Source organism: Gilliamella sp. LMG 34360, assembly GCF_984568995.1.
The window spans coordinates 2,545,295-2,569,875 of record NZ_OZ474900.1; the positions used below are offsets into that span (position 1 = coordinate 2,545,295).

The following is a 24,581-nucleotide window of genomic DNA, read 5'->3' on the forward strand; positions in this document are numbered from 1 at the left end:
TTAACTCCTAGTGAATAATTTTTTATTCGGAAGTTTGAGCTGTTTCTGTCGTTGGTTCAACAGCATCTTTCATGCTCAAACGAATTCGACCTTGTCGATCAATTTCTAAAACTTTAACATTCACTTCTTGTCCGACTTTTAGATAATCAGAAACTTTTTCAACGCGATGGTCGGCGATTTGTGACACATGGACAAGACCTTCTTTACCACCGATAATTGAAACGAAAGCACCAAAATCAACAATTCGTGTTACTTTACCTGTATAAATTTTGCCAAGTTCAACTTCAGCAACTAAATTGTTAATGCGCTCCATTGCATCTTTCGCTTTATTACTGTCTGAAGCAGCAATTTTAACAGTACCATCATCAGCGATTTCAATGGTAGTGCCGGTCTCTTCGGTCAAGGCTCTAATGGTTGCGCCACCTTTACCAATGATATCGCGAATTTTATCCGGATTGACGTTCATAGTATAAATACGCGGTGCAAATTCTGAAATCTCTTGACGAGGTTTATTAATCGCTTGTTCCATCACACCTAAAATGTGTAAACGAGCGCCTTTTGCTTGATTAAGCGCAATTTGCATAATTTCTTTAGTGATACCTTCAATCTTGATATCCATTTGCAATGCACTCACACCTTCACGAGTACCCGCTACTTTAAAGTCCATATCACCAAGATGATCTTCATCACCTAAAATATCCGATAAAACAACAAATTTATCACCTTCTTTCACTAGACCCATTGCGATTCCAGCTACAGATGATTTAATTGGTACACCCGCATCCATAAGAGCTAATGACGCACCACATACAGAGGCCATTGAAGATGAACCATTTGATTCTGTAATTTCAGAAACGACACGAACAGTGTAAGGGAACTCTTCAATGCTTGGCATTACTGCTGCAACACCACGTTTAGCTAAACGACCATGACCAATTTCACGACGTTTTGGCGAACCAACCATACCCGTTTCACCAACTGAATATGGAGGGAAGTTATAATGCAATAAGAAGCGTTCTGTGTATTCACCAGTTAACTCATCAATAATTTGAGCATCACGTTCAGTACCTAAAGTGGCTGTTACTAATGCTTGAGTTTCACCGCGAGTAAATAGTGCACTACCGTGAGTTCTTGGTAATACATTTGTACGAATATCAAGCGCACGAATCATATCTTTTTCACGACCATCGATACGTGGTTCACCAGCAATAACGCGTTGACGAACGATTTGACTTTCTAAATCAACAATAATATTGATGACTTTGTTTTCATCAAGTTCTTCGTCTTGTGCTTTAAGGGCCGCAAGCACATCTTCTTTAATTGTATCGATTTGAGCATAGCGCGCTTGTTTTTCAGTAATTCGATAAGCTTCACCTAAGCGGTCTTTTGCTAATTCAGAAACGGCATTATAAAGCGCTTCATCTTTAACTGGTGCAACCCAATCCCATTTTTCGCAATTAGCTTTGGCGACAAACTCATTAATATTATCAATGACAACTTGTTGTTGGTCATGACCAAATACGACCGCTGCTAACATTTGATCTTCAGTTAATAAATCAGCTTCAGATTCAACCATTAATACCGCACTTTTAGTACCAGCAACCACTAAGTCTAAACGGCTTGTTGCTAGCTCTTTTACTGATGGATTTAAAACAAATTCATCATTAATAAAGCCCACACGTGCAGCACCAATTGGTCCATGGAAAGGCACGCCAGATAAGCATAGTGCAGCAGAAGCACCAATCATCGCAACCAAATCAGGGCTAACATCTGGGTTAACTGATACGACTGTTGCAATGATTTGAATCTCATTAACAAAACCTTCTGGAAATAATGGACGAAGTGGACGGTCGATTAAACGAGCAATTAAAGTTTCACCTTCACTTGGGCGACCTTCACGTTTAAAAAATCCACCTGGAATACGTCCAGCAGCATAAGTACGTTCTTGGTAGTTAACTGTTAAAGGGAAAAAGTCTTGACCTTCTTTAACTTTTTTATCAGCAACAACAGTTACAAATACAGCCGTGTCATCCATATTAACCATTACGGCAGCAGTTGCTTGACGAGCCATAATGCCTGTTTCTAAAGTAACGGTATGACGGCCATATTGAAATTTTTGATATGTCGGATTAAACAAAATAATGTCCTCTTGTAGTAATTTTGTTGAAGTTTAATATTTTGATAGAGAGCAGCACAACTTAAGTTATGATACTGACTTCAACAATGTGGGGATAATCAACAAAAGATTATTTCACTGTCACGACTAATGACAAATCTATAAATTATAGAGCTCTCATTAGTCGCGCGAAACATGAGATATAATCTTTTACTTTTGAGCTCAGCATTATATCAGAGCCCTAATTTTTCACAACGAAAAAGAGGCCTAAGCCTCTTTTCAAGTAGATTATAAATTAGCGACGTAAACCTAATTTTTGAATCAATTGGCTATAACGATCGAAATCTTTACGACGTAAATAATCTAATAATTTACGACGGCTAGATACCATGCGTAACAAACCACGACGGCTATGGTGATCTTTCTTATGTTCAGAAAAATGACCTTGTAAGTCATTAATACGTGCAGTTAAAAGTGCAACTTGAACTTCAGTTGAACCAGTGTCGTTAGTACCACGACCAAAGTCGGCAACGATTTTCGCTTTAGCTTCTACAGTTAGAGACATAATAAACCTCTTAAATTAACATAAAATATGGAATGACCGATCTCTAATTCAGACACTCCTCGATATTCATATATTAGATATATGAATCGTGCGCAATTATACTAGAATTTACTGAAATAGCAATTTGATTTGTTCCTTTTGCATTGGTATTACTTGAGAGTAAAGCCATATTCTTCTTGAATGAGTTTTTTAAGTGCTTCAATGTAATTTTGTGCCGACATACTCAATTGTACTTTTTGAGATGTGATCCATCCTACTAAGATTTTTTCTTTGACTTTGAGCGGTATAGATAAAATATCAGAGCCATTTAAATCCGTGCTCAATACTCCCGTGCTTATAGTATAACCATTTAGCCCATGTAGTAAATTGAACAAAGTTGCTCTATCACTAACATGAATACTTTTTTTATGGTATTCCGTACTCAAAATCTCTTCCGAAAAATAAAACGAATTATACTCACCTTGTTCAAACGATAAGTAAGGATACTCTTCTAAATCATTTAACGTTAGCGATTTCATATCAGATAAAGGATGATTAGTACTGATAAATACGTGAGGATCTGCTTCAAATAATGGGTTAAACGTTAGCCGATGTTCTTTCAATAAACGCAAGATCACCTTTTGGTTAAAATCGTTAATATATAAGATGCCAACTTCACTACGTAAATTAGCCACATCAGTAATAATATCGTAAGTTCGGGTTTCTCTTAAGGTAAATTCATATTCATCTGTGTGATTTTTTTTAATCAAATTAACAAATGCATTTACCGCAAAAGCATAATGCTGAGTTGAAATGCTACACAGCTGTTTAGAGGGCTCTTTTTTAGCATAGTGCTGTTCTAATAGTTCAGCTTGATCCAAAACTTGTTTAGCATACCCTAAAAACTCTACACCATCAGTTGAAAGTGAAACCCCTTTTGATGTTCGAACAAAAATCTCAATACCAAATTCAGCCTCTAACTCTTTTACGGCGGTTGATAAACTCGGTTGAGTAATATATAAATTTTTAGCCGCTTCATTAATTGAACCTGAGCGAGCAATTTCTAAAATATAACGTAATTGTTGTAATTTCATAACATCAAATAAATTATCGTCAAAAGTAAAATAGGTTAAATTAAACAAGCTTTATAATTATTTGCTTATCTAAAATATCCTATACATCATAACTTGCATAGCAAAAATTGTATGTAATGAATTTTATGCCATTTGATTTAAACTTTAGATAATCTTTATCAAAAGATGATTCGATAGAACGTATGAAACATACTATTAATAAATTTTTACTGAAACATAGGCGTGACCTCAAACTTTTTTACAAAAAATAAATAATAGTTAAAAATGAGACTGATAAACGCCGTATTTTTTAAATTAATTATCTGATTTATCTTATTTTATTATTGTTATCCGTTAATAACTGAATTTAATAAAAGTTTTTACTGAAACGTAGGCATGACCTCAAACTTTTTTACAAAAAAATAAATAACAGTTAAAAACGAGACTGATAAATGCCGTATTTTTTATATCAATTATTTGATTTATATTATTATTGTTATCAGTTAATAACTGAATTTAATAAAAGTTTTTTGCTGAAACATAGGCGTGACCTCAAACTTTTTTACAATGGTTCTAAATAGATATATATTGTGAAAAATAAATATTTTCGGCTTATATCATATTTAACTCCGATGACATTATAAAATTATAAGATCGCTTAAAAAACACAAAAAAGTTGTGTGCAAATTTGCATGCTCTATTTTAATAATAAAACAATAAATTATAATTGGTCTGTTACCTATACACATGGGAATAAACCGAGCTGGCGTTGAATGCGGTTAAAAATAATAGCCAGTTCTCTGGGATAAACTCTGGGTTTTATTTAATGTATTCGCTCCCTATTTTATAAGCTAGAAACTCGTCAATTTGTTTTAAATAACAACTTGTAATATAGACTACGGTAAATTTCATTTATTATTTGCAGTAAAGTTTAAAAAATAGTATTGAGAAATTAGAGTAAAAGACAGGATTTAAGAATAATATTGGTTAATTTTAGATTTTTTATTTTTTCGGAAGTTTATTGTTCTAATAATTTATTTAAAATCAATCGACATTTCAATATTAAAACAAGTTAAAAAAGCTGAGTTTATAAACATAATCGCTTTTGCGATTATTGTAGTAAGTTTGTTACTACTTAAATCGCAAACTAATCTTATATAAATTCTGCAATATCTCTTTTTTTGCTGTTATACAGGATTCAACAATTTGAACGACACTTTCTAAAAGAAATTTTCATAAATCAGTTTAATGCTCATAATAGTAGAAACCGTAATAAGCATTGGTCTTATTAATTTACGCCCTTTAGCAATAACCATTTTAGCGCCTAATCTTGCACCAATAAACTGACCAACCAGCATGACAAGACCAATCGACCATACCACTTGCCCGCCCATAATAAAAAATAGTAATCCAGCTAAATTTGAGGTGAAGTTAAGTACTTTAGTGTGGGCGGTAGCTTTGGTTAGATTAAATCCTGCCAATGTAATATATGCTAAAGCATAAAATGATCCGGCACCTGGTCCAAAAAAGCCATCATAAAAACCAATACTTAATGCAGGAATAAGAGCAAATTGGAGAACAGAAAAACGACTTTTACGATCACTTTCTCCAATCGTTGGGGATAATAAAAAATATAACCCTACACTAATCGTTAATATTGGCAGCAATAATTTCAAAAAATCGGTTTGGATATGCATTACCGATATTGTACCGATGGCTGAACCAACAAAAGCCGCTACAATTGCCCATTTTTGTTGGTTTAAATCAACCATCCTTTGCCGTATAAAATAGAGGCTCGCAGAAAATGAACCACCACAACTTTGCAATTTGTTGGTGGCTAATGCACTTGCTGGTGATAAACCAACCGCCAATAATGCTGGTACGGTTAATAATCCTCCACCACCAGCAATTGAATCGATAAATCCAGCTAAAGCAGCAATAGCAAATAATAATAAAAGTAGTTCATAACTCATAATTCATTTACATCATTACACTGAGCGCGATAACGAAGATAGTGATCCATTAAAACAATAGCGACCATTGCTTCAGCAATTGGCACGGCTCTTATACCTACGCATGGATCATGCCTGCCATGTGTTGATACTTCAACACTTTCACCATGAATATTAATTGATTGACCAGCAATTTCAATACTCGGCGTCGGTTTTAATGCAATACTGGCTAAAATAGTTTGCCCTGAGCTAATTCCACCCAAAATACCACCGGCATGATTAGATAAAAAACCTTGTGGCGTTATTTCATCACGGTTTTCACTACCACGTTTATTGATAACATCAAAGCCATCACCAATTTCTACACCTTTTACGGCATTAATACTCATGAGTGCATGAGCTAGTTCGGCATCTAATCTATCAAAAACAGGCTCACCTAAACCAACAGGTACATTTTCAGCAACAATACAAACTTTAGCACCGATTGAATCGCCTTCTTTTTTTAATGATCTTAATAATTGATCTAGCTCATCAAGTTTACTTTCATCAGCACAAAAAAATGGATTTTGTTCAACTTGTTGCCAATCTTTTAATTGACATTTTATCTCACCCATTTGAGCTAGATAGCCACGAATGGTAATCCCTAATTTTTCATGCAAATATTTTTTTGCTATTGCACCTGCCGCAACTCGCATAGCAGTTTCACGCGCGGAAGAACGCCCCCCTCCTCGGTAATCGCGAATCCCATATTTATGTTGATAAGTGTAATCTGCATGACTCGGTCTAAAAATATCCTTAATTTGGCTGTAGTCTTGTGAACGTTGATCGGTATTTTCGATCAATAGGCCGATACTGGTTCCCGTTGTTACTCCATCAAAAACGCCTGATAAGATTTTTACTTGGTCAGCTTCACGCCTTTGAGTGGTATAACGCGATGAACCAGGACGACGACGATCAAGATCATATTGCATATCTGATTCAGTCAAAGCAAGACCAGGCGGAACGCCATCAACAACACAACCTAGCGCAATGCCATGTGACTCTCCAAATGTTGTAACTTTGAATAATTTTCCAATTGAGTTTCCAGCCATAATAATTTTTCCGTATATTAAAAACAGCTTATTTAAAACAGTGTTGATATTGAATTAATTCTTCACGCGTGATAGAAAAAACACCTAATCCGCCACGTTCAAATTCCAACCAATTAAAAGGAACTTGAGGATATTGTTCTTGTAAGCTAACCCAGCTATTTCCTACTTCACAAACTAATATTCCTTGTGGTGATAGATAATTAATTGCATCACTTAAAATTCGTTTAACGATGTCTAAACCATCAAATCCGGCTTCAAGTGCTAATTTTGGTTCATAGGAAAATTCATCAGGCAAATCGTCCATATCTTCATTATCAACATAAGGAGGATTAGTAACAATAAGATCATATTGTTTTGCTGGAATATCATTGAATAAATCAGATAGCATTGGTGTAACTCGAAAATTCATTTCGTGCAAGTCAATATTTTGTTGTGCTACATCCAACGCTTCTAATGAAATATCAGTGATGTCAACTTGTGCCTCAGGAAAAGCATAAGCACAAGCAATACCAATACAGCCGCTACCTGTACAGAGATCTAAAATCTGTTGGGGTGGCTGTGATAATAAAGATTGGAAATGATTATCAATTAATTCACCAATCGGAGAACGTGGAATCAATACACGTTCATCAATGTAAAAACTGTGTCCACAAAACCAAGCTTGATTAGTTAAATATGGCGTTGGCACTCGATCACTAATCCGTTTTTGGATAATATCGAAAAGCTCTTGTTTTTCGTCATTGGTAAGATTTGCAGAATAAAATTCGGTAGGAATAAACAATGATAAACCCAAAGTGGCTAAGATAAGTTGTTTAGCTTCATCGATAGGATTATCTGTTCCGTGACCTAAGAAAACATCTGATAGACTAAGTTGTGATGATGTCCAGCGTATAAAATCCTGAACCGTGCGTAAGTTTTCCATAATGGCTCCAATGATTAAGGAGAGGGAAGGTATTACTCGTCACTTCCGATCACATTATAATGAGGAAATGCACTAAATTAATATTGAAAGTGACTAATAACAATCACGATGAGCAAAAAGGCTTTCCACTTCCAATAACTAAAAATTAATATGGCGGTGAGGAAGGGATTCGAACCCTTGATACGTTGCCGTATACACACTTTCCAGGCGTGCTCCTTCAACCACTCGGACACCTCACCATCTATTTACAACCTGCTTTAGAAGAGCAGGTTGCATACTATAATAATCCCAAGCGAATTAATCAAGCTTTTTTAATTCATGCAAACAATGGCGCCAAACACAATCAAAACCGATACAATTGCAGTTGCAGTCATTAAAGCGTATTTCAAATCTGTACACATGTTTATTATCTCCAATCGTTTTAATATTTATTCATCTAGTTTTTAATAGGTGATCTAAGTGAAATAATCTCTTGAGTTAATTTTTTATCTTCAATATTTGGGTATTTAGATATCAAATCCAACAATATTTCAACTGATTCGTTTAGATAAGCATCGGGTTGCTTATAATCTTTAGGTAAATCTTCTAATTTAGTAATAGGAGGTTTGCCTTCTCGAGCTAAACGTTCATTCATTCTTTTTAAATCGCGATTTTCATAACTTTTTTGTTCTGCTTCACGATTCTTTTTATTGAGAGACACAATATATCGACGATCCTTTTTATCATTAAGCTCTTTAATATCCTGATCAATATAGACAAACTCTGGATTATTTGAAATTCGTGCTAAATGTTCTGATTTCAAATAAGGCAATATTGGTTTTATATTAGTTAGAGTTAAATATTCAGATGATGGAATTTTATCCCACGGCATAGCGTTATCTAAGAAACGTTCACCGGTTTCATCGTCATATTTAGTTTTACTCATTTCAATATCAGGCTCGACACCTTTAAGTTGTGTACTATCACCATTGATACGATAAAATTTTTGCACGGTATACTGAACACCACCGAGCTCAGGCCAATTAGGATGAAGTCTAGCATCAGTTTGATAAGCAATATTTCGAGAGGTTTGCACCGTCCCTTTACCATAAGTTGTTTCACCAACTATTACAGCTCGACCATAATCTTGCAATGCCGCGGCAAATATCTCGGAAGCAGAAGCACTATAACGATTAACCATTACAACAATCGGGCCTGTATATTCGATGCCTTTATTTTTATCATCATAAACAATAACTTTTTGAAGATTATCACGAACTTGAACAACTGGTCCATAATCTATAAAAAGTCCTGTCAAAGAGATAACTTCAGCTAACGAACCACCACCATTATTACGTAAATCGATAACCAGACCTTGTAACTTAGCTTTATTGGCTTCCAACAAAAGTGATTCAACTTTGTCGGTTAAACCCATATAAAAACTTGGTATATCAATAACACCAACTTTTCCTCTTTGATTATCAACAATATTTAATTTTGCTTCACGATCTTCAAAGTGAATCTTATCTCGAGTAAGCTCAATAACTTTTGATTTGCTGTTATTACCGGCAGGTAATATTTCGAGTTTAACCACTGTTCCTTTAGGACCACGAATTTTGTCAACGATATCATCTAAACGCCAACCAATTACATCTTCTATTGGAGAATTACTTTGCCCAACACCAATGATTTTATCACCAACGGCAATCGATTTACTTTTCTCAGCCGGACCACCAGTAACAAAAGACATGATTACTGTATAATCATCTTCTTGGCTAAGCGTTGCACCGATACCTTCAAAAGATAAACTCATTTCAGAATCAAAATCACGCTTTTTACGTGGCGCTAAATAACTGGTATGAGGATCAATTTCACGCGCAAGTGCATTCATAAATACTTGAAAAGCATCTTCATTATTTGATTGTTCAATGGTTTTTAAAACTCGGTTATAACGTTTGGTTAACGTTTCTCGAATTTGAGTTTCATTTTTTCCAGATAAAGATAAACTAAGTTCATCATATTTAACGCGCTTATCCCAATAAGAGTCGAGCTCTTTTTCAGTGGTTGGCCAAGATATATCTTCACGATTAAAATCAATTTCATCGTTAGTAGAAAAATCCATTGGGGATTGTAAAACTTTAAGCGCATACTTATAACGTTCATAACGTTTATACATTGCAAGATTATAAATATCGTAAGCAGTTTTTAAATTACCATCTAATAATTCTTGACCTAATAACTCTTGCCGATTGCGAAAAGTATCGACATCACTTTGAATAAATATCGCTTTACTACCATCTAACATTTTAAAATAGCGATCAAAAATTTTAGCTGAAAATGCACCGTCTAATGCAAAGTTACGATAATGAGCTTGAGTAAAAAAGTTCGTTACTCGCTTAGCTACGACTTGATGAACATCATCCTGTTTAAGTACTGGTAATGATTCCATGTCAGGCTGTTTGGCATGAACACTCAAACTTAAAATACATAATGCAAGGCTTAATTTAATAGTGCCTTTGAGTAATTTATTCATTCAAATTCTCTATTTAGTAATAATATGTTCTGGTTTAACAGTTAATTCCATTCCAGAGCCAACATTTACTTTGATATGCTCTTTTTCAATATTAATGATTTGTACTCTTAACGGTTTATTGCCTAATATTACTTTAACATAGTCACCCACTTTTAAAGTTTTAGCTTTTTTCACAGGGGGACGTGGATTTTTACGTTTTTCTTTTTGTGTCCGTTCTTTTAAACGCTCTTTTGCTTTCTGCTTACTTTCTTTTAGCTGTTGTTGGGCATATTCCATTTGTTCTTTGCTTATAATCTCATCTGGATTTCCATCTAAATCAATACGATGAGCACCTTCTTTAATGCTGTATAAATAACGCCAACTCATTGTATAAGCGCGTAAAGCAACGCGAAGTTTTGTTTTACTTAGTGCTTCACTATCCAATCGTGAAAGGATATCTTGAAAAATTCCAATTTTTAGAGGTTTCGCTTCACCTTCGAGAGTAAAACAATTTGGAAATTGTTGAGTTAAATATGCAATAATATCTTTACTATTTGTTAATTGAAACTGACTTTCCATTGTTTATTCCATAGCAACTAAATTGATTTTTTACTAGCGTTAGAGTATATCGCAGCTTGGGCAATAACACTAACTATCTTTTTTATGTTTATTGATAAAACTTATAAAATCTTTAATACCATTTCGCATCAACCATGATATAACAATTGACTTTTCATCAACAGATAACTGTTCAAATGCTGTCATCCATATTTGCAATGGGTCAATTGGCGGAACAACATAAGTTGCACTTTCTTCCTCAAGATACAATGCTCTTTTGACACTAAGAGGTAAGCTATTTATATGATATTCTAAAGCCTTTCCTCGAACACCTGTTCTTTTGCGTGCAGTCCAATTTTCAGATCTTGCTTTACGATTAACACCTTGTATCGTTGATGGCATCCCGGCAATACTTAATAGCTCTTTTGATGAGAACCATTCTTTCATTTTTATTATCCCATTTCAACACAATAAGAAAAAAATACAGAAATTAAAGAAACTTTGATACAATAAATAAGAAACAAGAAATCATAAATAACTATAGTTAGATTATAAACTTACTTGTTTTAGTAACATCAAAGCATAACATAGATATACAAGGTTATAAACAAAGAGGAAATAAAAAATGAAAATAAATTCTAGTGATTGGCATCCTGCAGACATTATTGCCGCACTAAAAAAGAAGGGGACAACTCTTGCTAATCTATCTCGACAATCAGGTCTAAGTTCATCAACGCTTAGTAATGCTTTAGCTCGACCTTGGACAAAAGGAGAGTTCATTATTGCCCAAGCGCTAGATTTAGAGCCTAATGAAATTTGGCCAAGCCGTTATATTGATTCAATCACCAACGAACCGATAAAACGCGTATTACGACTTACAACCACCACAAAGAAGAAGAAAAAACGAAAATCAACGAGTAAACGAAAAAAAATTAATAAAGAATGATGAAACTATGGAAACATATAGAAATAAAATATTTTCTATATTCATTATAGATTAAATTTTAGTTGATCTTGAACGTTACCAAACATATGGTATCATTCACATACATGGAGAAAAAACATTAATTATCAGGCTACAATATAATGAAAAATGTTAAGAAGTTCTTTATCGCTTTATTCTCAATAATAATATTATCGAGTTGTTCACAAAATAATTTTATAGAACAAGGTACACCACTAAGTAAAGACAAAGTTAGTAGTATAGTTGAAGGTTCAACAACTGAGTCACAAATAATATCATTATTTGGTGAACCAGTAAGTAAGAAAGTGATTAATTCTGATGAAGTACAATGGACATACAAATATATTAGAAAGATTTCAACCAGCCATTTAATTATTGGCGAAACCCAATCTAATACTATTAGCGGAACACTGGAAGTTATCATTTCGAAAGGTGTTGTAACTTGGTATAATTATAATGAAAATCATGAACAAAAAAGATGGTAGTTAAACTTACTTTATCTAATACCGATAGCACATTGTTATAATGTGCTATTAGAGTGAGCAAGTTAATTAATTGATGCATCATCAAGTATGATCCTACCTTTTCCGGCAATATCTGTATAAAAAAGTATATACTTTATCCACCTGCCTATTCAAAAACCGACATTACTGGACAAAATCATACATTAAGTTATACTCATTGATGAAATTAACCAGACAATCGCTGCTTTGTTGTAGTCCTTTGTAAAAAGGAGACAAACAGAGGGGAGGAAAGTCCGGGCTCCATAGGGCAGAGTGCCAGGTAACGCCTGGGGGATGTTGGCGTGAGCAAACATTCACGACTAGTGCAACAGAAAGTATACCGCCGATGACTTATTTATAAGTACAGGTAAGGGTGAAAGGGTGCGGTAAGAGCGCACCGCGCAACTGGTAACAGTTGTGGCACGGTAAACTCCACTCGGAGCAAGGTCAAATAGGGATTCATTGGCGCGGCCCGCGTTGAATCCGGGTAGACTGCTTGAGCTAATGCGTGAGTATTAGCCTAGAGGAATGATTGTCCACGACAGAACCCGGCTTATCGGTTAATTTCGCCCTCTTCTTTATAAATTTATCTTTAATATTAAAATTGCTTCTTCTTTGCAGACCAACGTTTAAATGCTAGCCATAAAGAGAAAATTAATCCTAATACCAATAGAAAAACTGGAATCAACATAAGAAGAGACATTATTTGTTTTTCATATTTATTAAAGAATGGAGATAAACCAAATAAATAACCTAATGTTACAATTAAGAAAATCCATAATGTCGCACTGATCCAGTTATAAATATGAAATTTTCGACTATGCAGTCCTGATAATCCCGCCATCATTGGTAATAATGTACGTACAAAAGCAATAAATCGCCCAATAAATAGAGCTTGCAATCCATATTTATGAAATAACATTTCTGATTTTTTATGATATTTTTCAGGAATATGCTCCATCCAGCCCTGTACTAGCTTAGTGTTGCCCAACCAAAGACCTTGTATATAACCTAACCAAGTACCTAAAGCAGCTCCTGCAATTAAAATAACATTTATTAAACCAAAATGAAAAACATCAAGACTAATCAATACACCAGTTAAGAATAATAAACTATCGCCCGGTAAAAATGCTGCGGGTAATACACCATTTTCTAATAAGATGACAACAAATAACATACCATAAAGCGTCCAAAGCACATTAGGATTTGATAAAGTTGCAATATCCATATTAATAAAAGCATGATAAAGATTGATGATTGTTTCCATCTATTTAATTTCCCATTTTATTTATAGTTTTTAATTATTAATCGTTCCACCAACGGTTAAATTATTCACTTTTAAAGTGGGCTGTCCTACACCTACCGGAACACTTTGTCCTGCTTTACCACAAATACCAACACCTGAATCTAATGTGAGATCATTCCCTACCATCGATATTTGTTGCATGGTTTCAATGCCGGAACCAATTAATGTTGCGCCCTTAACTGGCGTAGTTATTTTTCCTTTTTCAATTAAATAGGCTTCTGATGTTGAAAATACAAACTTACCAGAAGTGATATCAACCTGACCTCCCGAAAAATTAGGTGCATAAAGGCCATAGTCAACGCTATTGATAATATCGTCGAAAGTTGATTCCCCTGCTAACATATAAGTGTTAGTCATTCTTGGCATAGGTAAGCATGCATATCCTTCACGACGACCATTGCCGGTTGAATGTGTGTTCATCAATTTAGCATTAGTCTTATCAAACATATAACCTTTTAAAATACCATTTTCGATAAGAACGGTTTTTTGACTTACGGTACCTTCGTCATCAATTGATAATGACCCCCTGCGATTTTCAATTGTTCCATCATCTACAATGGTACAGAGTTCTGACGTGACTTTTTCACCAATTTTTCCTGAGAATACCGAGCTGTTTTTGCGATTAAAATCACCTTCTAAACCATGCCCTACCGCTTCATGAAGTAGTACTCCTGGCCAACCCGCACCTAAAATTACAGGCATTGTACCTGCTGGGGCAGCTTTAGCTGACAATGAAACTAATGCTAATCTCACTGCTTCTCGAGTATAACTATCAGCAAAGCTTTCAGACGTTTTAGGATTAATATTTAAAAAATACTCATAACCAAAACGACCCCCACCGCCACTACCACCACGCTCACGTTTCCCGTCTTTTTCGACAATGACCGATACAGATAAACGTACTAATGGACGGACATCGGCGCATAGTGTACCATCAGTACCTGCAATCAAAATATCTTCATAACTACCAGTTAAACTGGCTGATACTTCAATTACATTTTTGTCAATTGACCTTGCTAACTGATCAATGTGTCGTAACAATGCAATCTTTTGCTCTTGAGAAAAAGAGTTAATTGGATTGATTGATGCATATATTGGTACCGTTTTAGCCGTTTTAAAAGGTGTGACAACAATTGGCGTTTGCTGTTTAGTGATTGAATTGGCTGCTAATACACTCTGCTCTAAACGATTTAAAGAGAACTGATCAGTATAAGCAAAACCGGTTTTTTCGCCAACAACTGCACGAACGCCAACACCTTGATCACGATGGAACGAAGCATTTTTAATAATGCTATCTTCCAGTACCCAGCTTTCATAATAACCAGATAAAAAGTATAAATCACCAAAATCAATTTGTCTTGAACTTAACATATCAAGCAAATGTGAAATATCACGTTGGTTTAAGTTATTAGGGTTGAGTAGCCGTTCACTCACTTGAGTTACTATCATAAATTCCTTAAATGTTAATTTATAATGCTATATTTTTGATATAAATCCATTATTATGTTATTTTTATACTGAAACGTATGTTTAACCTGAAACTTTTTTACACGTTATTGCTTTACATTAATACCACATCATATTGTTCTTGAATATAAAGTGGTTCAATTTTCACTTCAACTCTTTTACCAACAAAGACTTCAACTTCAGCAAGTGCATGTGATTCATCAATCGTTAAAGCATTCGCAACAGCAGATGACGCATAGACTAAAAAATATTCAGAACGATGAGCTTTATACACTCTAACAATTTCACGTAAAATTTCATTGCAAACAGTTTCAACTGATTTAACTATTCCTCGCCCCTTACAAGCTGGACATTCTTCACATAAAATATGCCCAATACTTTCACGAGTTCGTTTACGTGTCATTTCTACTAATCCCAATGTAGAAAATGAATTAATTGTCGTTCTGGCTCGATCTTTCGATAAAAAATCCTGCAATGATTGTAATACACGTTCTCGATGCAAATTTTCTTGCATATCGATAAAATCAATAATAATAATACCACCTAAATTGCGTAATCTTAATTGACGCGCAATAGCAATGGTTGCCTCTATATTAGTGTTAAAGATTGTCTCTTCTAAATTTCGATGACCAACAAATGCACCAGTATTAATATCAATTGTTGTCATGGCTTCGGTTTGGTCAATAATTAAATAACCACCCGATTTCAGTTTAACTTTGCGGTCTAATGCTCGTTGAATCTCATTTTCAGTATCATATAGATCAAATATTGGGATATTACCACGATAATGAAAGAGTTTATTAGTGACTTCAGGCATAAACTCTTGAGTAAAATCGACGAGAAGATCGTAAGTCAATTTAGAATCAACTAAAATACGTTCGATTGGATCACCAACAAAGTCTCTTAACACTCGCTGTGATAAAGCTAACTCACCATAAACTAGATTTTTACTGGTAGGACGAGCCATTCGTTCTTGAATTTTAGCCCATAGCCGTTTTAAAAAATTTGCATCTTGCTCAAGCTCATGAGCATTTGCACCCTCGGCAGCAGTTCTAACAATAAAACCACCGTCTGGGGTTACATATTGTTCAACAATATGTTTTAGCCTTTGACGCTCTTCTTCACTTTCTATGCGTTGAGAAGTAGCTACATGTGCAGAATTTTGACCTGGCATCAACACTAAATAACGTGATGGTAAAGTAATATCAGTTGTGAGTCGAGCGCCCTTAGTTCCTAAGGGATCTTTAACAACTTGTACCATTAAATCTTGTCCTTGACGGACTAGTTCAGAAATATCTTTTACTTGGAATTGCTCTTGTTCTGAATCTGACACACATTCAGTATGTGGCATGATATCTGATGCATGTAAAAATGCAGCCTTTTCAAGTCCAATATCGACAAATGCGGCCTGCATACCAGGTAAAATACGAATAATTTTTCCTTTATAAATATTACCGACAATACCTCGACGTGATTCACGATCAACGTGAATTTCTTGCAATACACCATCTTCAATATAAGCAACTCGTGTTTCAGACGGAGTTACGTTCATTAATAATTCAACAGACATACAGAAATATTCCCCTAATTAATTGCAAAGTTTTGTTTTATGCTTTGCAATAGCAGATATATCCATATCCATAAAAAGCCATCAACACAACTTGATAATAGTATATAAGGTGACATAGTAATTGTATGATAAATACTTACCTGAAATATAAAGATTAAAGCATTATAACATACCGAAATACCAAATAAGATAAAAGCCTGTTGCCATAAAGCTAAATTACTCAATAATTGGTATTTGAATACAAGTAAATAGGCAATTAAAGAATAGATGAAAGCATGTACACCTAATATTGTTCCCGAACATAAATCTATTATTAAACCGAAAACAAATGCAGTACCTATGCCAATCTGATAAGGAAGAGTAATTAACCAATAAGCGATAATTAATAAAAACAAATGTGGTTTAAATATATCATATGAAGGTGACCAAGGTATAATTTGAAAAAATAAGCCTATTAACAAAGTTAACCAAATAATTAATATGCTATTACGAGCCCTCATGTTTTACTCCTTGATCTCCCCATAGTAATAATAGATAGCGTAAACGTTTTAGATCGGCTGTCGGCGTTGCTGAAATAACCGGAGTTGAATCGCTAATATCAAGTTTGACAGAACTTACTACTGCAACAGGATAACCCTCAGGAAAACGACCATCTAGTCCAGAAGTTACTAATATGTCACCGACTTTGATATCAACATTATTTGGTAAAAAATCGAGCGTTAAATCATTACTGCATCCATTACCTACTGCCACCATAGAAATATCATTTCTTAATATTTGTACAGGTATTGCATGTTGATAATCACAAACTAAAATTGCCCGACTGGTTTTTTGAGCTGTTTCATAAATTTGTCCAACGATACCTTTATCATCAACGACAGGTTGACCAATATAAACACCGTCATTTTTACCTTTATTAATAACTACCTGATAAACATAAGGATCTGTATCAGCTAATATAACTTGAGCTGCCATTTTATGTTCATCATGTCTTAAAGGCGATCCTAGCAATTCTCTTAATCGATCGTTTTCATGTCTAAGATGCTCAAGCAATAACAGGTCTGTCTTTTTTTCAAGCAGTATATTATTTAAATTTGCATTTTCTTTTTCTAACGCTTCACGTGTCTTTGACATCTCATAAAGTGTGTCATAAGTCGCTTTTGGTGCATTTGAAATGTAATACAATGGCGAAATCATTGTATCTAAATAGTAACGAACCTCTTTAAACGGACGATAATTTAAATCTAATATTATCAATATAATAGATAATAGCAAAGATATAAATAACTGCACACTAAGAGGAGAACGTTTAGAAAAAAGTAATTTCATTATCCAGTACTTACCTGTTATATGCTTAAAATCTAATTAATTCAAGATATGACTCCGCCGACTATGTCGGCGGAAAAAGTGAAATGTTTATTAATTATCGATTTCATAAAAATTAAATTAATCAATAACTAGACAATAATTACTCTTCACTAAAGAGATCTCCTCCCTCCATATCAACCATATCAAGAGCTTTGCCACCACCTCGTGCTACACATGTAAGAGGATCTTCAGCAACAACCACATGAATACCGGTTTCAGCCGCTAGTAATTTATCAATATTACGTAATAGAGCACCACCGCCAGTTAACACCATACCATGTTCTGAAATATCGGAGGCCAGTTCAGGAGGACACTGTTCTAATGCAACTTTAACGGCACTTACGATACCACTTAGCGGTTCTTGAAGCGCTTCTAGAATTTCATTGGAATTTAAAGTAAAGCTACGAGGCACACCTTCGGCAAGATTTCGACCACGCACTTCAATCTCAAGAACTTCATCCCCTGGATACGCGCTTCCAATAACATGTTTAATTCGCTCAGCGGTTGCTTCACCAATTAACGCACCATAATTACGACGAACATAATTGATAATTGCCTCATCAAAACGGTCACCACCAATTCTTGCCGATGCAGAATAGACAACACCATTTAACGAAATAACAGCAACTTCAGTGGTACCACCGCCAATATCAACCACCATTGAACCAGTTGGCGATGAAACGGGTAAATCAGCACCAATAGCTGCTGCCATCGGCTCTTCAATTAAGTAAACTTCACGGGCACCTGCTCCTAATGCAGACTCACGGATAGCACGACGCTCAACTTGTGTTGCACCAACTGGCACACAAACTAAAACGCGAGGACTTGGTCTTAAAAAGCTATGACTATGCACTTGACGAATAAAATACTGTAACATCTTTTCAGTCACGGAAAAGTCAGCGATTACACCATCTTTCATTGGTCTAATCGCAGCAATATTGCCTGGAGTACGTCCTAACATCTGTTTCGCAGCCTGCCCAACAGCAGCGACACTTTTAGGTGTGCCTGTGCGATCTTGACGAATAGCGACAACTGAAGGTTCGTTTAGTACAATACCTTGACCTTTTACATAAATAAGGGTGTTAGCTGTACCTAAATCAATCGATAGATCATTTGAAAACAAGCCACGAACTTTTTTGAACATAATAAAAACTCTTCCTAGAAATAATCTTGTTTAAGTGTTAGTGAGTACTTGAAGCAAACTATAGGATAAAATACTTAATTTTAATTTTATATCGTATAAAATAGTATTCTAGTTATTTTTTAAAACCTGTTTGCTTCAATAACAATTAGGTTTATATATTGTATCGCAATTCTAAAATAATACCTAGAAAATAGTATAATAACAGTTTGTAAAGGAGAGATATATAATGACAAAATCTATTTTACAGTGTATGCTTCCGCGTTAATGTTGAGTTACTGCCTTATTATCACTTTAAAAGATTACTTTTTAGATATTAAGGATGCATTAAATTAATTGTTACTTATATCAAATAAACACGGTGTAATTCATGGATATACGCAAAATTAAAAAATTAATTGAATTAGTTGAAGAGTCAGGTATTTCAGAAATTGAAATCTCTGAAGGTGAAGAATCGGTTCGAATTAGTCGATCAATACCTACAACAAACTATTCAGCGCCAATACAAAACATTCAAATCCCTCAAGCAGCACCAGTTGTTGTTGCTCCTAACTCAGTTAGTGAAAGTGTGGCTGAAGCGGATCCTATTGCTCCAGCTCCAACAGGTACAACTATAAAATCACCAATGGTTGGAACGTTTTATCGCACGCCAAGCCCAGAGTCGAAAGCTTTTGTAGAAGTTGGTCAAACTGTCAATGTCGGTGATGTACTTTGTATCGTTGAAGCGATGAAAATGATGAACCAAATTGAATCTGAAAAAGCGGGTACAATTAAAGCTATTTTAGTTGAGAATGGTCAACCTGTTGAATTTGATCAGCCACTATTCATCATTGAGTAATATTAACTTATTTATAAGATTAAGAGATCGAATATGCTTGATAAAATTCTTATTGCTAACCGTGGAGAAATTGCTCTACGTATCCTACGAGCATGTAAAGAACTTGGAATTAAAACTGTCGCTGTTCATTCTTCGGCAGATAAAGATTTAAAACATGTATTACTTGCAGACGAAACTGTCTGTATTGGTCCAGCAGCTTCCGCTAAAAGCTACCTCAATATCCCCGCATTAATTTCTGCCGCCGAAGTTACTGGTGCAGCAGCAATTCATCCTGGATATGGTTTTTTATCAGAAAACGCTGACTTCGCCGAGCAAGTGGAACGTTCTGGATTTGTTTTTATTGGACCAAAACCTGAGACTATACGGTTAATGGGTGATAAAGTGTCAGCAATTCATGCCATGAAAAAAGCTGGCGTACCTTGTGTACCGGGTTCTGATGGTCCTTTAAGTAATGATATTGAAAATAATAAGCAGATCGCTAAACAAATAGGCTATCCGGTTATTATCAAAGCGTCCGGTGGTGGCGGTGGTCGTGGTATGCGTATTGTTCGGGAAGAAAAAGATCTTGAACAAGCAATTAAAATGACCAAATTAGAAGCAAAAACCGCTTTCAATAATGATATGGTTTATATGGAAAAATTCCTTGAAAATCCTCGTCATATTGAGATCCAAGTGCTTTCTGATGGTCAAGGTCATGCTATTTATTTAGGTGAACGTGATTGTTCAATGCAAAGACGTCACCAAAAAGTTGTTGAAGAAGCACCAGCGGTTGGCATTACCTCTAAAATGCGCAAATTCATTGGTGAACGCTGTGTTAATGCATGCATTGAAATTGGTTATCGTGGTGCAGGAACATTTGAATTCTTATTTGAAAATGGTGAATTTTATTTCATTGAAATGAATACGCGTATTCAGGTTGAACATCCAGTTACTGAAATGATAACAGGTGTGGATTTGATTAGAGAACAGATCTTAATTGCCGCAGGCAAACCTCTATCAATCAAACAAAGTGATATTGAAATCAAAGGTCATGCTATTGAATGCCGTATAAATGCCGAAGATCCTAAAACATTTATGCCTTCGCCTGGGAAAATTACTCGCTTTCATGCACCAGGTGGTTTTGGTATTCGTTGGGAATCACATATCTATGCAGGTTACACAGTACCACCTTACTATGATTCAATGATTGGTAAGCTAATTGCTTATGGTGAAACTCGTGATGTTGCTATTGCACGAATGAAAAACGCATTAGCTGAACTAGTGATTGATGGTATTAAAACAAATATTGATCTTCACATTGAAATTATGAATGATAAAGGTTTCCAAAGAGGTGGAACAAACATTCATTATTTAGAGAAAAAATTAGGCATTTATGAGTAACAAAAATAATCCCTATTATTTAGGGATTATTGCTTTTAATAAAGATGGATAGATACAAATGAAAAACTGGAAAAGAAGTGCTGAAGAAATTCTAACTATGGGGCCTGTTGTTCCTGTTATCGTTATTGAACGACTAGAAGATGCAGTACCATTAGCAAAAGCTTTAATTGCTGGTGGTGTAAAAGTTCTTGAAGTTACCCTACGAACAGAATGTGCGCTTGAAGCAATTAAAAAAATCATTAAAGAAGTTCCAGAAGCTGTAGTTGGTGCGGGTACAGTAACAAGTGTTGAGCAACTTAAACAAGTAACCGAAGCGGGAGTTGAATTTATTATTACTCCTGGCATAACTGACGCTATTTTAAAAGCAGCAGTTGAAGGACCTGTTCCAGTCATTCCCGGTATTGCGACTATTTCTGAATTATTAACAGCCCAAGAATATGGCTTAACTGCATTAAAATTCTTCCCAGCAGAAATCAATGGCGGCGTAGCTGCATTAAAAGCTTTTGCTGGTCCTTGTGGATATATGAAGTTTTGCCCTACTGGTGGTGTAAACCCTAAAAATTATCGAGACTATTTAGCGCTCAATAATGTACTTTGTGTTGGTGGAACTTGGTTTATTCCAACTGATGCTATTGCTAATGGTGATTTTGCTAAAATTACTCAACTGGCAAAAGAAGCAGTTGCTGGTGCCAAGTAATTATTTTCCGCCGATTTTATTCGGCGGTTGTTTTTCTAGTTAATTTAACTTCTTAGCCCTCGTCCACTTTCAATGAGTCGCCATGCAATTATATAGAGCACGGTAACAAACAAAATTAACATTAAAAATGTGATCCATAGTGATACGTCGGTCACACCTAAAAAACCATAGCGAAAACCATTAATCATATAAACGATTGGATTTAGTTTTGATACCCATTGCCAAAAAGTGGGTAACATGGTTATTGAGTAAAATACCCCGCCAAGATAAGTTAATGGCGTTAATACAAATGTTGGAATAATACTAATATCGTCAAAAGTCTTAGCAAATACGGCATTTAGTAAACCTGCTAATGAAAACAAAATTGAAGTTAATAATAAAGTGCAAATAACAAAGAGCCAAGAATGCACTTCAAGACGAACAAAAAATAACGATACTATCGTCACTAAAATTCCAGTTAAAATTCCACGTATCACACCACCACCAACATATCCCCAAATCAAAATATGCGTTGGTACTGGTGCAACCAATAATTCCTCAATATTACGTTGAAATTTAGCACTAAAAAATGAAGAACAGACATTGGTATAAGAATTTGTAATTACAGACATCATGATTAAACCAGGAACAATAAATGACATATAACTAAAGCCACCCATATTCCCCACACGAGAGCCAATTAAATTACCAAATATAATAAAATAAAGTGACATAGTGATAACTGGCGGTATCAATGTTTGCAGCCAAATTCTTAAAAATCTTGTCACCTCTTTACGCCAAATACTTTTTAAGGCAATCCAATATAAATTACACATTATCAGCTCCTTTTGGATTATTATTGCGCAATAAATCAACAAATAACTCTTCTAATCGATTAGTCTTATTACGCACGCTAATCACTTTGACGTTTTGATAATTAAGTTGCTCAAACAACTGATTTAAGCCTCGTTGTTTATCAACTTTAACTTCTAACATGCCCGTATCAACATTTACATAGCTATAATCTGTTAAAACAATGGGTTCATCTGTTGGTACATAATCAATAATAATAGTTTCAGATTGGCTATTAGCTAATAATTCACGCATAGAAGAGTTCGCTATTAATTGGCCATGTTGAATTATACCAATATTGCGACATAGCATTTCTGCCTCTTCTAAATAATGGGTAGTTAATATAATGGTAATGCCTTGACGATTGATTTCACGTAAAAAATCCCACATTGAGCGCCGCAACTCAATATCAACCCCCGCGGTTGGTTCATCAAGAATCAGTAATTTAGGCTCATGAACTAGTGCTCTTGCAATCATTAAACGTCTTTTCATACCACCAGATAACATGTTTGCTCGGCTATGGCGTTTATCCCATAAATCTAAAATTCTTAGATATTTTTCTGCACGTTCTAATGCTAATTTACGCGGCAATCCATAGTAGCCTCCTTGATTAGTGACAATCTGAATCACTTCTTCAAATTGGTTAAAATTAAATTCTTGTGGTACTAAGCCTAATTGCCTTTTGGCATTGACAATATCAGTATCTAAATCATAACCAAAAATTCGCACTTCACCTGAAGTTTTGGTTACTAGTGAGCTAATTATGCCAATAGTTGTTGATTTTCCGGCACCATTTGGACCAAGCAATGCATAAAAATCACCTGCTTGAACCGTTAAATCAATACCTTTTAATGCTTCTACACCATTTTTATAAATTTTTTTAAGCGCGACCAATTCAAGCGCAGGAATAGATGACATGGTAAAATCCTAATTGAATAAGTTATGATTGAAATTATGTAAACTCAATTATTAATGAGCAGCAATATTGACAACATAATCAGCGGTTGTAAAGGTCTTTTTAGTTTTCTTTATATTGAATATAAATGAGTTATAATTTTCAACTTTTAGCGTACATTAATTTTAGCGAATCATTGGCCATATATATGTGGTCTTAATTTCTAATTAATATAGATAAATAATCACCTAAGGAATAAGTACTATGTTCAAAATTGGTTTAGTTTCTGTGTCTGATAGAGCGGCAAAAGGGATCTATAACGATGAAGGTATTCCATCATTAATATCTTGGTTACAATCAGCATTGAAAACTCCGTTTATTACCGAAAATCGAATAATTCCAGATGAACAACCTATTATTGAACAAACATTATGTGAATTCGTTGATAAACTACATTGTGATTTGATTCTAACTACTGGCGGTACAGGACCTGCCATTAGAGATGTCACCCCTGATGCAACTTTAGCAATAGCTGATCGAGTTATGCCAGGATTTGGTGAACAGATGCGTCAAATTAGTTTGCATTTTGTACCTACTGCCATTCTTTCCAGACAAGTTGGCGTTATTCGCAAAAAATGTTTAATTTTGAACTTACCGGGTAGACCAAAATCGATAAAAGAGACACTTGAAGGTGTAAAAGATAGTGATGGCAAAATAATTGTTAATGGCATTTTTGCCAGTGTTCCTTATTGCTTAGAGTTATTAGAAGGACCTTACATTGAAACGCATGAGCAAATAGTAAAATCTTTTCGCCCTAAAAGCAGTAATAAATTGAATATTTGATTTTATGCAAATCTTATGCATAATTATGTTT

General features: G+C 34.8%; 24 protein-coding genes, 1 tRNA gene and 1 other RNA gene. 7 read left to right on the plus strand and 19 right to left on the minus strand.

Annotated elements, in window-relative coordinates; genetic code table 11:
• Positions 1-22 precede the first annotated feature (22 nt).
• The 11 genes from pnp to AC5LW9_RS11450 form a co-directional block, all read right to left on the minus strand.
• Positions 23-2,137: a polyribonucleotide nucleotidyltransferase gene (gene pnp / locus AC5LW9_RS11400; RefSeq protein ID WP_086327163.1), complete on the minus strand. Its 2,115-nt coding sequence runs from the start codon at positions 2,135-2,137 to the stop codon at positions 23-25.
• 274 nt (positions 2,138-2,411) lie between these two features.
• Positions 2,412-2,681, minus strand: a complete 270-nt coding sequence (gene rpsO, locus AC5LW9_RS11405; protein WP_025316125.1) for a 30S ribosomal protein S15 — start codon at positions 2,679-2,681, stop codon at positions 2,412-2,414.
• A gap of 149 nt (positions 2,682-2,830) precedes the next feature.
• Entirely contained in the window at positions 2,831-3,754 is a 924-nt protein-coding gene (locus tag AC5LW9_RS11410) for a LysR family transcriptional regulator (protein WP_493455925.1), read from the minus strand.
• 1,199 nt (positions 3,755-4,953) lie between these two features.
• Positions 4,954-5,706: a TSUP family transporter gene (locus AC5LW9_RS11415; protein WP_198235729.1), complete on the minus strand. Its 753-nt coding sequence runs from the start codon at positions 5,704-5,706 to the stop codon at positions 4,954-4,956.
• Positions 5,703-6,776 carry a chorismate synthase gene (gene aroC / locus AC5LW9_RS11420; protein ID WP_086308149.1) on the minus strand — a complete coding sequence of 358 codons (1,074 nt, stop codon included), beginning with the start codon at positions 6,774-6,776 and terminating at the stop codon, positions 5,703-5,705. The genes AC5LW9_RS11415 and aroC overlap by 4 nt, the downstream gene beginning before the upstream one ends.
• Before the next feature lie 28 nt (positions 6,777-6,804).
• Positions 6,805-7,698: a 50S ribosomal protein L3 N(5)-glutamine methyltransferase gene (gene prmB / locus AC5LW9_RS11425; protein ID WP_198227050.1), complete on the minus strand. Its 894-nt coding sequence runs from the start codon at positions 7,696-7,698 to the stop codon at positions 6,805-6,807.
• A 151-nt stretch (positions 7,699-7,849) separates the two neighbouring features.
• Positions 7,850-7,937, minus strand: a tRNA-Ser gene (locus tag AC5LW9_RS11430).
• A gap of 72 nt (positions 7,938-8,009) precedes the next feature.
• Entirely contained in the window at positions 8,010-8,099 is a 90-nt protein-coding gene (cydH, locus tag AC5LW9_RS11435; RefSeq protein ID WP_493455926.1) for a cytochrome bd-I oxidase subunit CydH, read from the minus strand.
• Between the two features lie 35 nt (positions 8,100-8,134).
• Positions 8,135-10,210: a carboxy terminal-processing peptidase gene (gene prc, locus AC5LW9_RS11440; protein ID WP_198235728.1), complete on the minus strand. Its 2,076-nt coding sequence runs from the start codon at positions 10,208-10,210 to the stop codon at positions 8,135-8,137.
• Between the two features lie 9 nt (positions 10,211-10,219).
• Positions 10,220-10,768, minus strand: a complete 549-nt coding sequence (proQ, locus tag AC5LW9_RS11445; protein ID WP_198227046.1) for an RNA chaperone ProQ — start codon at positions 10,766-10,768, stop codon at positions 10,220-10,222.
• 69 nt (positions 10,769-10,837) lie between these two features.
• A complete protein-coding gene (locus AC5LW9_RS11450) occupies positions 10,838-11,194 on the minus strand; it encodes a DNA-binding protein (RefSeq protein ID WP_198227044.1) in 357 nt (118 codons plus the stop codon).
• A 178-nt stretch (positions 11,195-11,372) separates the two neighbouring features.
• On the opposite strand from AC5LW9_RS11450, the gene AC5LW9_RS11455 reads away from it, so the two are divergent.
• The 3 genes from AC5LW9_RS11455 to rnpB all read left to right on the plus strand — a co-directional run bounded on the left by AC5LW9_RS11455 (position 11,373) and on the right by rnpB (position 12,786).
• Positions 11,373-11,693, plus strand: coding sequence for a helix-turn-helix domain-containing protein (locus AC5LW9_RS11455; protein ID WP_198227042.1), 321 nt, complete (start codon positions 11,373-11,375; stop codon positions 11,691-11,693).
• Positions 11,694-11,833: 140 nt separating this feature from the next.
• A complete protein-coding gene (locus AC5LW9_RS11460; RefSeq protein WP_198235726.1) occupies positions 11,834-12,196 on the plus strand; it encodes an outer membrane protein assembly factor BamE in 363 nt (120 codons plus the stop codon).
• 201 nt (positions 12,197-12,397) lie between these two features.
• Positions 12,398-12,786: RNase P RNA component class A (gene rnpB / locus AC5LW9_RS11465), an RNA gene on the plus strand.
• A gap of 26 nt (positions 12,787-12,812) precedes the next feature.
• Here the strand turns inward: rnpB and AC5LW9_RS11470 are convergent.
• The 6 genes from AC5LW9_RS11470 to AC5LW9_RS11495 form a co-directional block, all read right to left on the minus strand.
• On the minus strand, positions 12,813-13,481 hold the full coding sequence (locus AC5LW9_RS11470) for a DedA family protein (protein WP_198227037.1): 669 nt from the start codon (positions 13,479-13,481) through the stop codon (positions 12,813-12,815).
• Positions 13,482-13,511: 30 nt separating this feature from the next.
• Positions 13,512-14,969 carry a metalloprotease TldD gene (tldD, locus tag AC5LW9_RS11475; RefSeq protein WP_493455927.1) on the minus strand — a complete coding sequence of 486 codons (1,458 nt, stop codon included), beginning with the start codon at positions 14,967-14,969 and terminating at the stop codon, positions 13,512-13,514.
• 112 nt (positions 14,970-15,081) lie between these two features.
• Positions 15,082-16,557 carry a ribonuclease G gene (gene rng / locus AC5LW9_RS11480; protein WP_198227033.1) on the minus strand — a complete coding sequence of 492 codons (1,476 nt, stop codon included), beginning with the start codon at positions 16,555-16,557 and terminating at the stop codon, positions 15,082-15,084.
• Between the two features lie 14 nt (positions 16,558-16,571).
• Positions 16,572-17,057: a rod shape-determining protein MreD gene (gene mreD / locus AC5LW9_RS11485; RefSeq protein ID WP_198227031.1), complete on the minus strand. Its 486-nt coding sequence runs from the start codon at positions 17,055-17,057 to the stop codon at positions 16,572-16,574.
• Positions 17,044-17,886, minus strand: a complete 843-nt coding sequence (gene mreC / locus AC5LW9_RS11490) for a rod shape-determining protein MreC (RefSeq protein WP_065738691.1) — start codon at positions 17,884-17,886, stop codon at positions 17,044-17,046. Before mreC ends, mreD begins: the two co-directional genes overlap by 14 nt.
• 139 nt (positions 17,887-18,025) lie before the next feature.
• Complete coding sequence (locus AC5LW9_RS11495; protein WP_198227029.1) at positions 18,026-19,069, minus strand: rod shape-determining protein; 1,044 nt, start codon at positions 19,067-19,069, stop codon at positions 18,026-18,028.
• Between the two features lie 367 nt (positions 19,070-19,436).
• Between AC5LW9_RS11495 and accB the strand changes: the two genes are divergently transcribed.
• Genes accB through AC5LW9_RS11510 form a run of 3 tightly spaced genes read left to right on the plus strand, consistent with a single transcriptional unit; the run spans position 19,437 to position 21,981 of the window.
• Positions 19,437-19,904: an acetyl-CoA carboxylase biotin carboxyl carrier protein gene (gene accB / locus AC5LW9_RS11500; RefSeq protein WP_039127285.1), complete on the plus strand. Its 468-nt coding sequence runs from the start codon at positions 19,437-19,439 to the stop codon at positions 19,902-19,904.
• A 33-nt stretch (positions 19,905-19,937) separates the two neighbouring features.
• Positions 19,938-21,284: an acetyl-CoA carboxylase biotin carboxylase subunit gene (gene accC, locus AC5LW9_RS11505; protein ID WP_493455928.1), complete on the plus strand. Its 1,347-nt coding sequence runs from the start codon at positions 19,938-19,940 to the stop codon at positions 21,282-21,284.
• A gap of 58 nt (positions 21,285-21,342) precedes the next feature.
• Positions 21,343-21,981, plus strand: coding sequence for a bifunctional 4-hydroxy-2-oxoglutarate aldolase/2-dehydro-3-deoxy-phosphogluconate aldolase (locus AC5LW9_RS11510; protein ID WP_144091540.1), 639 nt, complete (start codon positions 21,343-21,345; stop codon positions 21,979-21,981).
• A 44-nt stretch (positions 21,982-22,025) separates the two neighbouring features.
• Here the strand turns inward: AC5LW9_RS11510 and AC5LW9_RS11515 are convergent, their stop codons facing one another.
• Positions 22,026-22,796, minus strand: coding sequence for an ABC transporter permease (locus AC5LW9_RS11515; RefSeq protein WP_198227027.1), 771 nt, complete (start codon positions 22,794-22,796; stop codon positions 22,026-22,028).
• Positions 22,789-23,730 carry an ABC transporter ATP-binding protein gene (locus tag AC5LW9_RS11520; RefSeq protein WP_493455929.1) on the minus strand — a complete coding sequence of 314 codons (942 nt, stop codon included), beginning with the start codon at positions 23,728-23,730 and terminating at the stop codon, positions 22,789-22,791. Before AC5LW9_RS11520 ends, AC5LW9_RS11515 begins: the two co-directional genes overlap by 8 nt.
• A gap of 241 nt (positions 23,731-23,971) precedes the next feature.
• On the opposite strand from AC5LW9_RS11520, the gene mog reads away from it, so the two are divergent.
• A complete protein-coding gene (gene mog, locus AC5LW9_RS11525) occupies positions 23,972-24,550 on the plus strand; it encodes a molybdopterin adenylyltransferase (RefSeq protein ID WP_334322064.1) in 579 nt (192 codons plus the stop codon).
• Positions 24,551-24,581: the final 31 nt, after the last annotated feature.

Coding starts and splice junctions, on each gene's coding strand:
- rpsO (WP_025316125.1), bottom strand. CDS start 2,681: ATGTCTCTAACTGTAGAAGCTAAAGCGAAAATCGTTGCCGACTTTGGT.
- AC5LW9_RS11410 (WP_493455925.1), bottom strand. CDS start 3,754: ATGAAATTACAACAATTACGTTATATTTTAGAAATTGCTCGCTCAGGT.
- AC5LW9_RS11415 (WP_198235729.1), bottom strand. CDS start 5,706: ATGAGTTATGAACTACTTTTATTATTATTTGCTATTGCTGCTTTAGCT.
- aroC (WP_086308149.1), bottom strand. CDS start 6,776: ATGGCTGGAAACTCAATTGGAAAATTATTCAAAGTTACAACATTTGGA.
- prmB (WP_198227050.1), bottom strand. CDS start 7,698: ATGGAAAACTTACGCACGGTTCAGGATTTTATACGCTGGACATCATCA.
- cydH (WP_493455926.1), bottom strand. CDS start 8,099: ATGTGTACAGATTTGAAATACGCTTTAATGACTGCAACTGCAATTGTA.
- prc (WP_198235728.1), bottom strand. CDS start 10,210: ATGAATAAATTACTCAAAGGCACTATTAAATTAAGCCTTGCATTATGT.
- proQ (WP_198227046.1), bottom strand. CDS start 10,768: ATGGAAAGTCAGTTTCAATTAACAAATAGTAAAGATATTATTGCATAT.
- AC5LW9_RS11450 (WP_198227044.1), bottom strand. CDS start 11,194: ATGAAAGAATGGTTCTCATCAAAAGAGCTATTAAGTATTGCCGGGATG.
- AC5LW9_RS11455 (WP_198227042.1), top strand. CDS start 11,373: ATGAAAATAAATTCTAGTGATTGGCATCCTGCAGACATTATTGCCGCA.
- AC5LW9_RS11460 (WP_198235726.1), top strand. CDS start 11,834: ATGAAAAATGTTAAGAAGTTCTTTATCGCTTTATTCTCAATAATAATA.
- AC5LW9_RS11470 (WP_198227037.1), bottom strand. CDS start 13,481: ATGGAAACAATCATCAATCTTTATCATGCTTTTATTAATATGGATATT.
- tldD (WP_493455927.1), bottom strand. CDS start 14,969: ATGATAGTAACTCAAGTGAGTGAACGGCTACTCAACCCTAATAACTTA.
- rng (WP_198227033.1), bottom strand. CDS start 16,557: ATGTCTGTTGAATTATTAATGAACGTAACTCCGTCTGAAACACGAGTT.
- mreD (WP_198227031.1), bottom strand. CDS start 17,057: ATGAGGGCTCGTAATAGCATATTAATTATTTGGTTAACTTTGTTAATA.
- mreC (WP_065738691.1), bottom strand. CDS start 17,886: ATGAAATTACTTTTTTCTAAACGTTCTCCTCTTAGTGTGCAGTTATTT.
- AC5LW9_RS11495 (WP_198227029.1), bottom strand. CDS start 19,069: ATGTTCAAAAAAGTTCGTGGCTTGTTTTCAAATGATCTATCGATTGAT.
- accB (WP_039127285.1), top strand. CDS start 19,437: ATGGATATACGCAAAATTAAAAAATTAATTGAATTAGTTGAAGAGTCA.
- accC (WP_493455928.1), top strand. CDS start 19,938: ATGCTTGATAAAATTCTTATTGCTAACCGTGGAGAAATTGCTCTACGT.
- AC5LW9_RS11510 (WP_144091540.1), top strand. CDS start 21,343: ATGAAAAACTGGAAAAGAAGTGCTGAAGAAATTCTAACTATGGGGCCT.
- AC5LW9_RS11515 (WP_198227027.1), bottom strand. CDS start 22,796: ATGTGTAATTTATATTGGATTGCCTTAAAAAGTATTTGGCGTAAAGAG.
- AC5LW9_RS11520 (WP_493455929.1), bottom strand. CDS start 23,730: ATGTCATCTATTCCTGCGCTTGAATTGGTCGCGCTTAAAAAAATTTAT.
- mog (WP_334322064.1), top strand. CDS start 23,972: ATGTTCAAAATTGGTTTAGTTTCTGTGTCTGATAGAGCGGCAAAAGGG.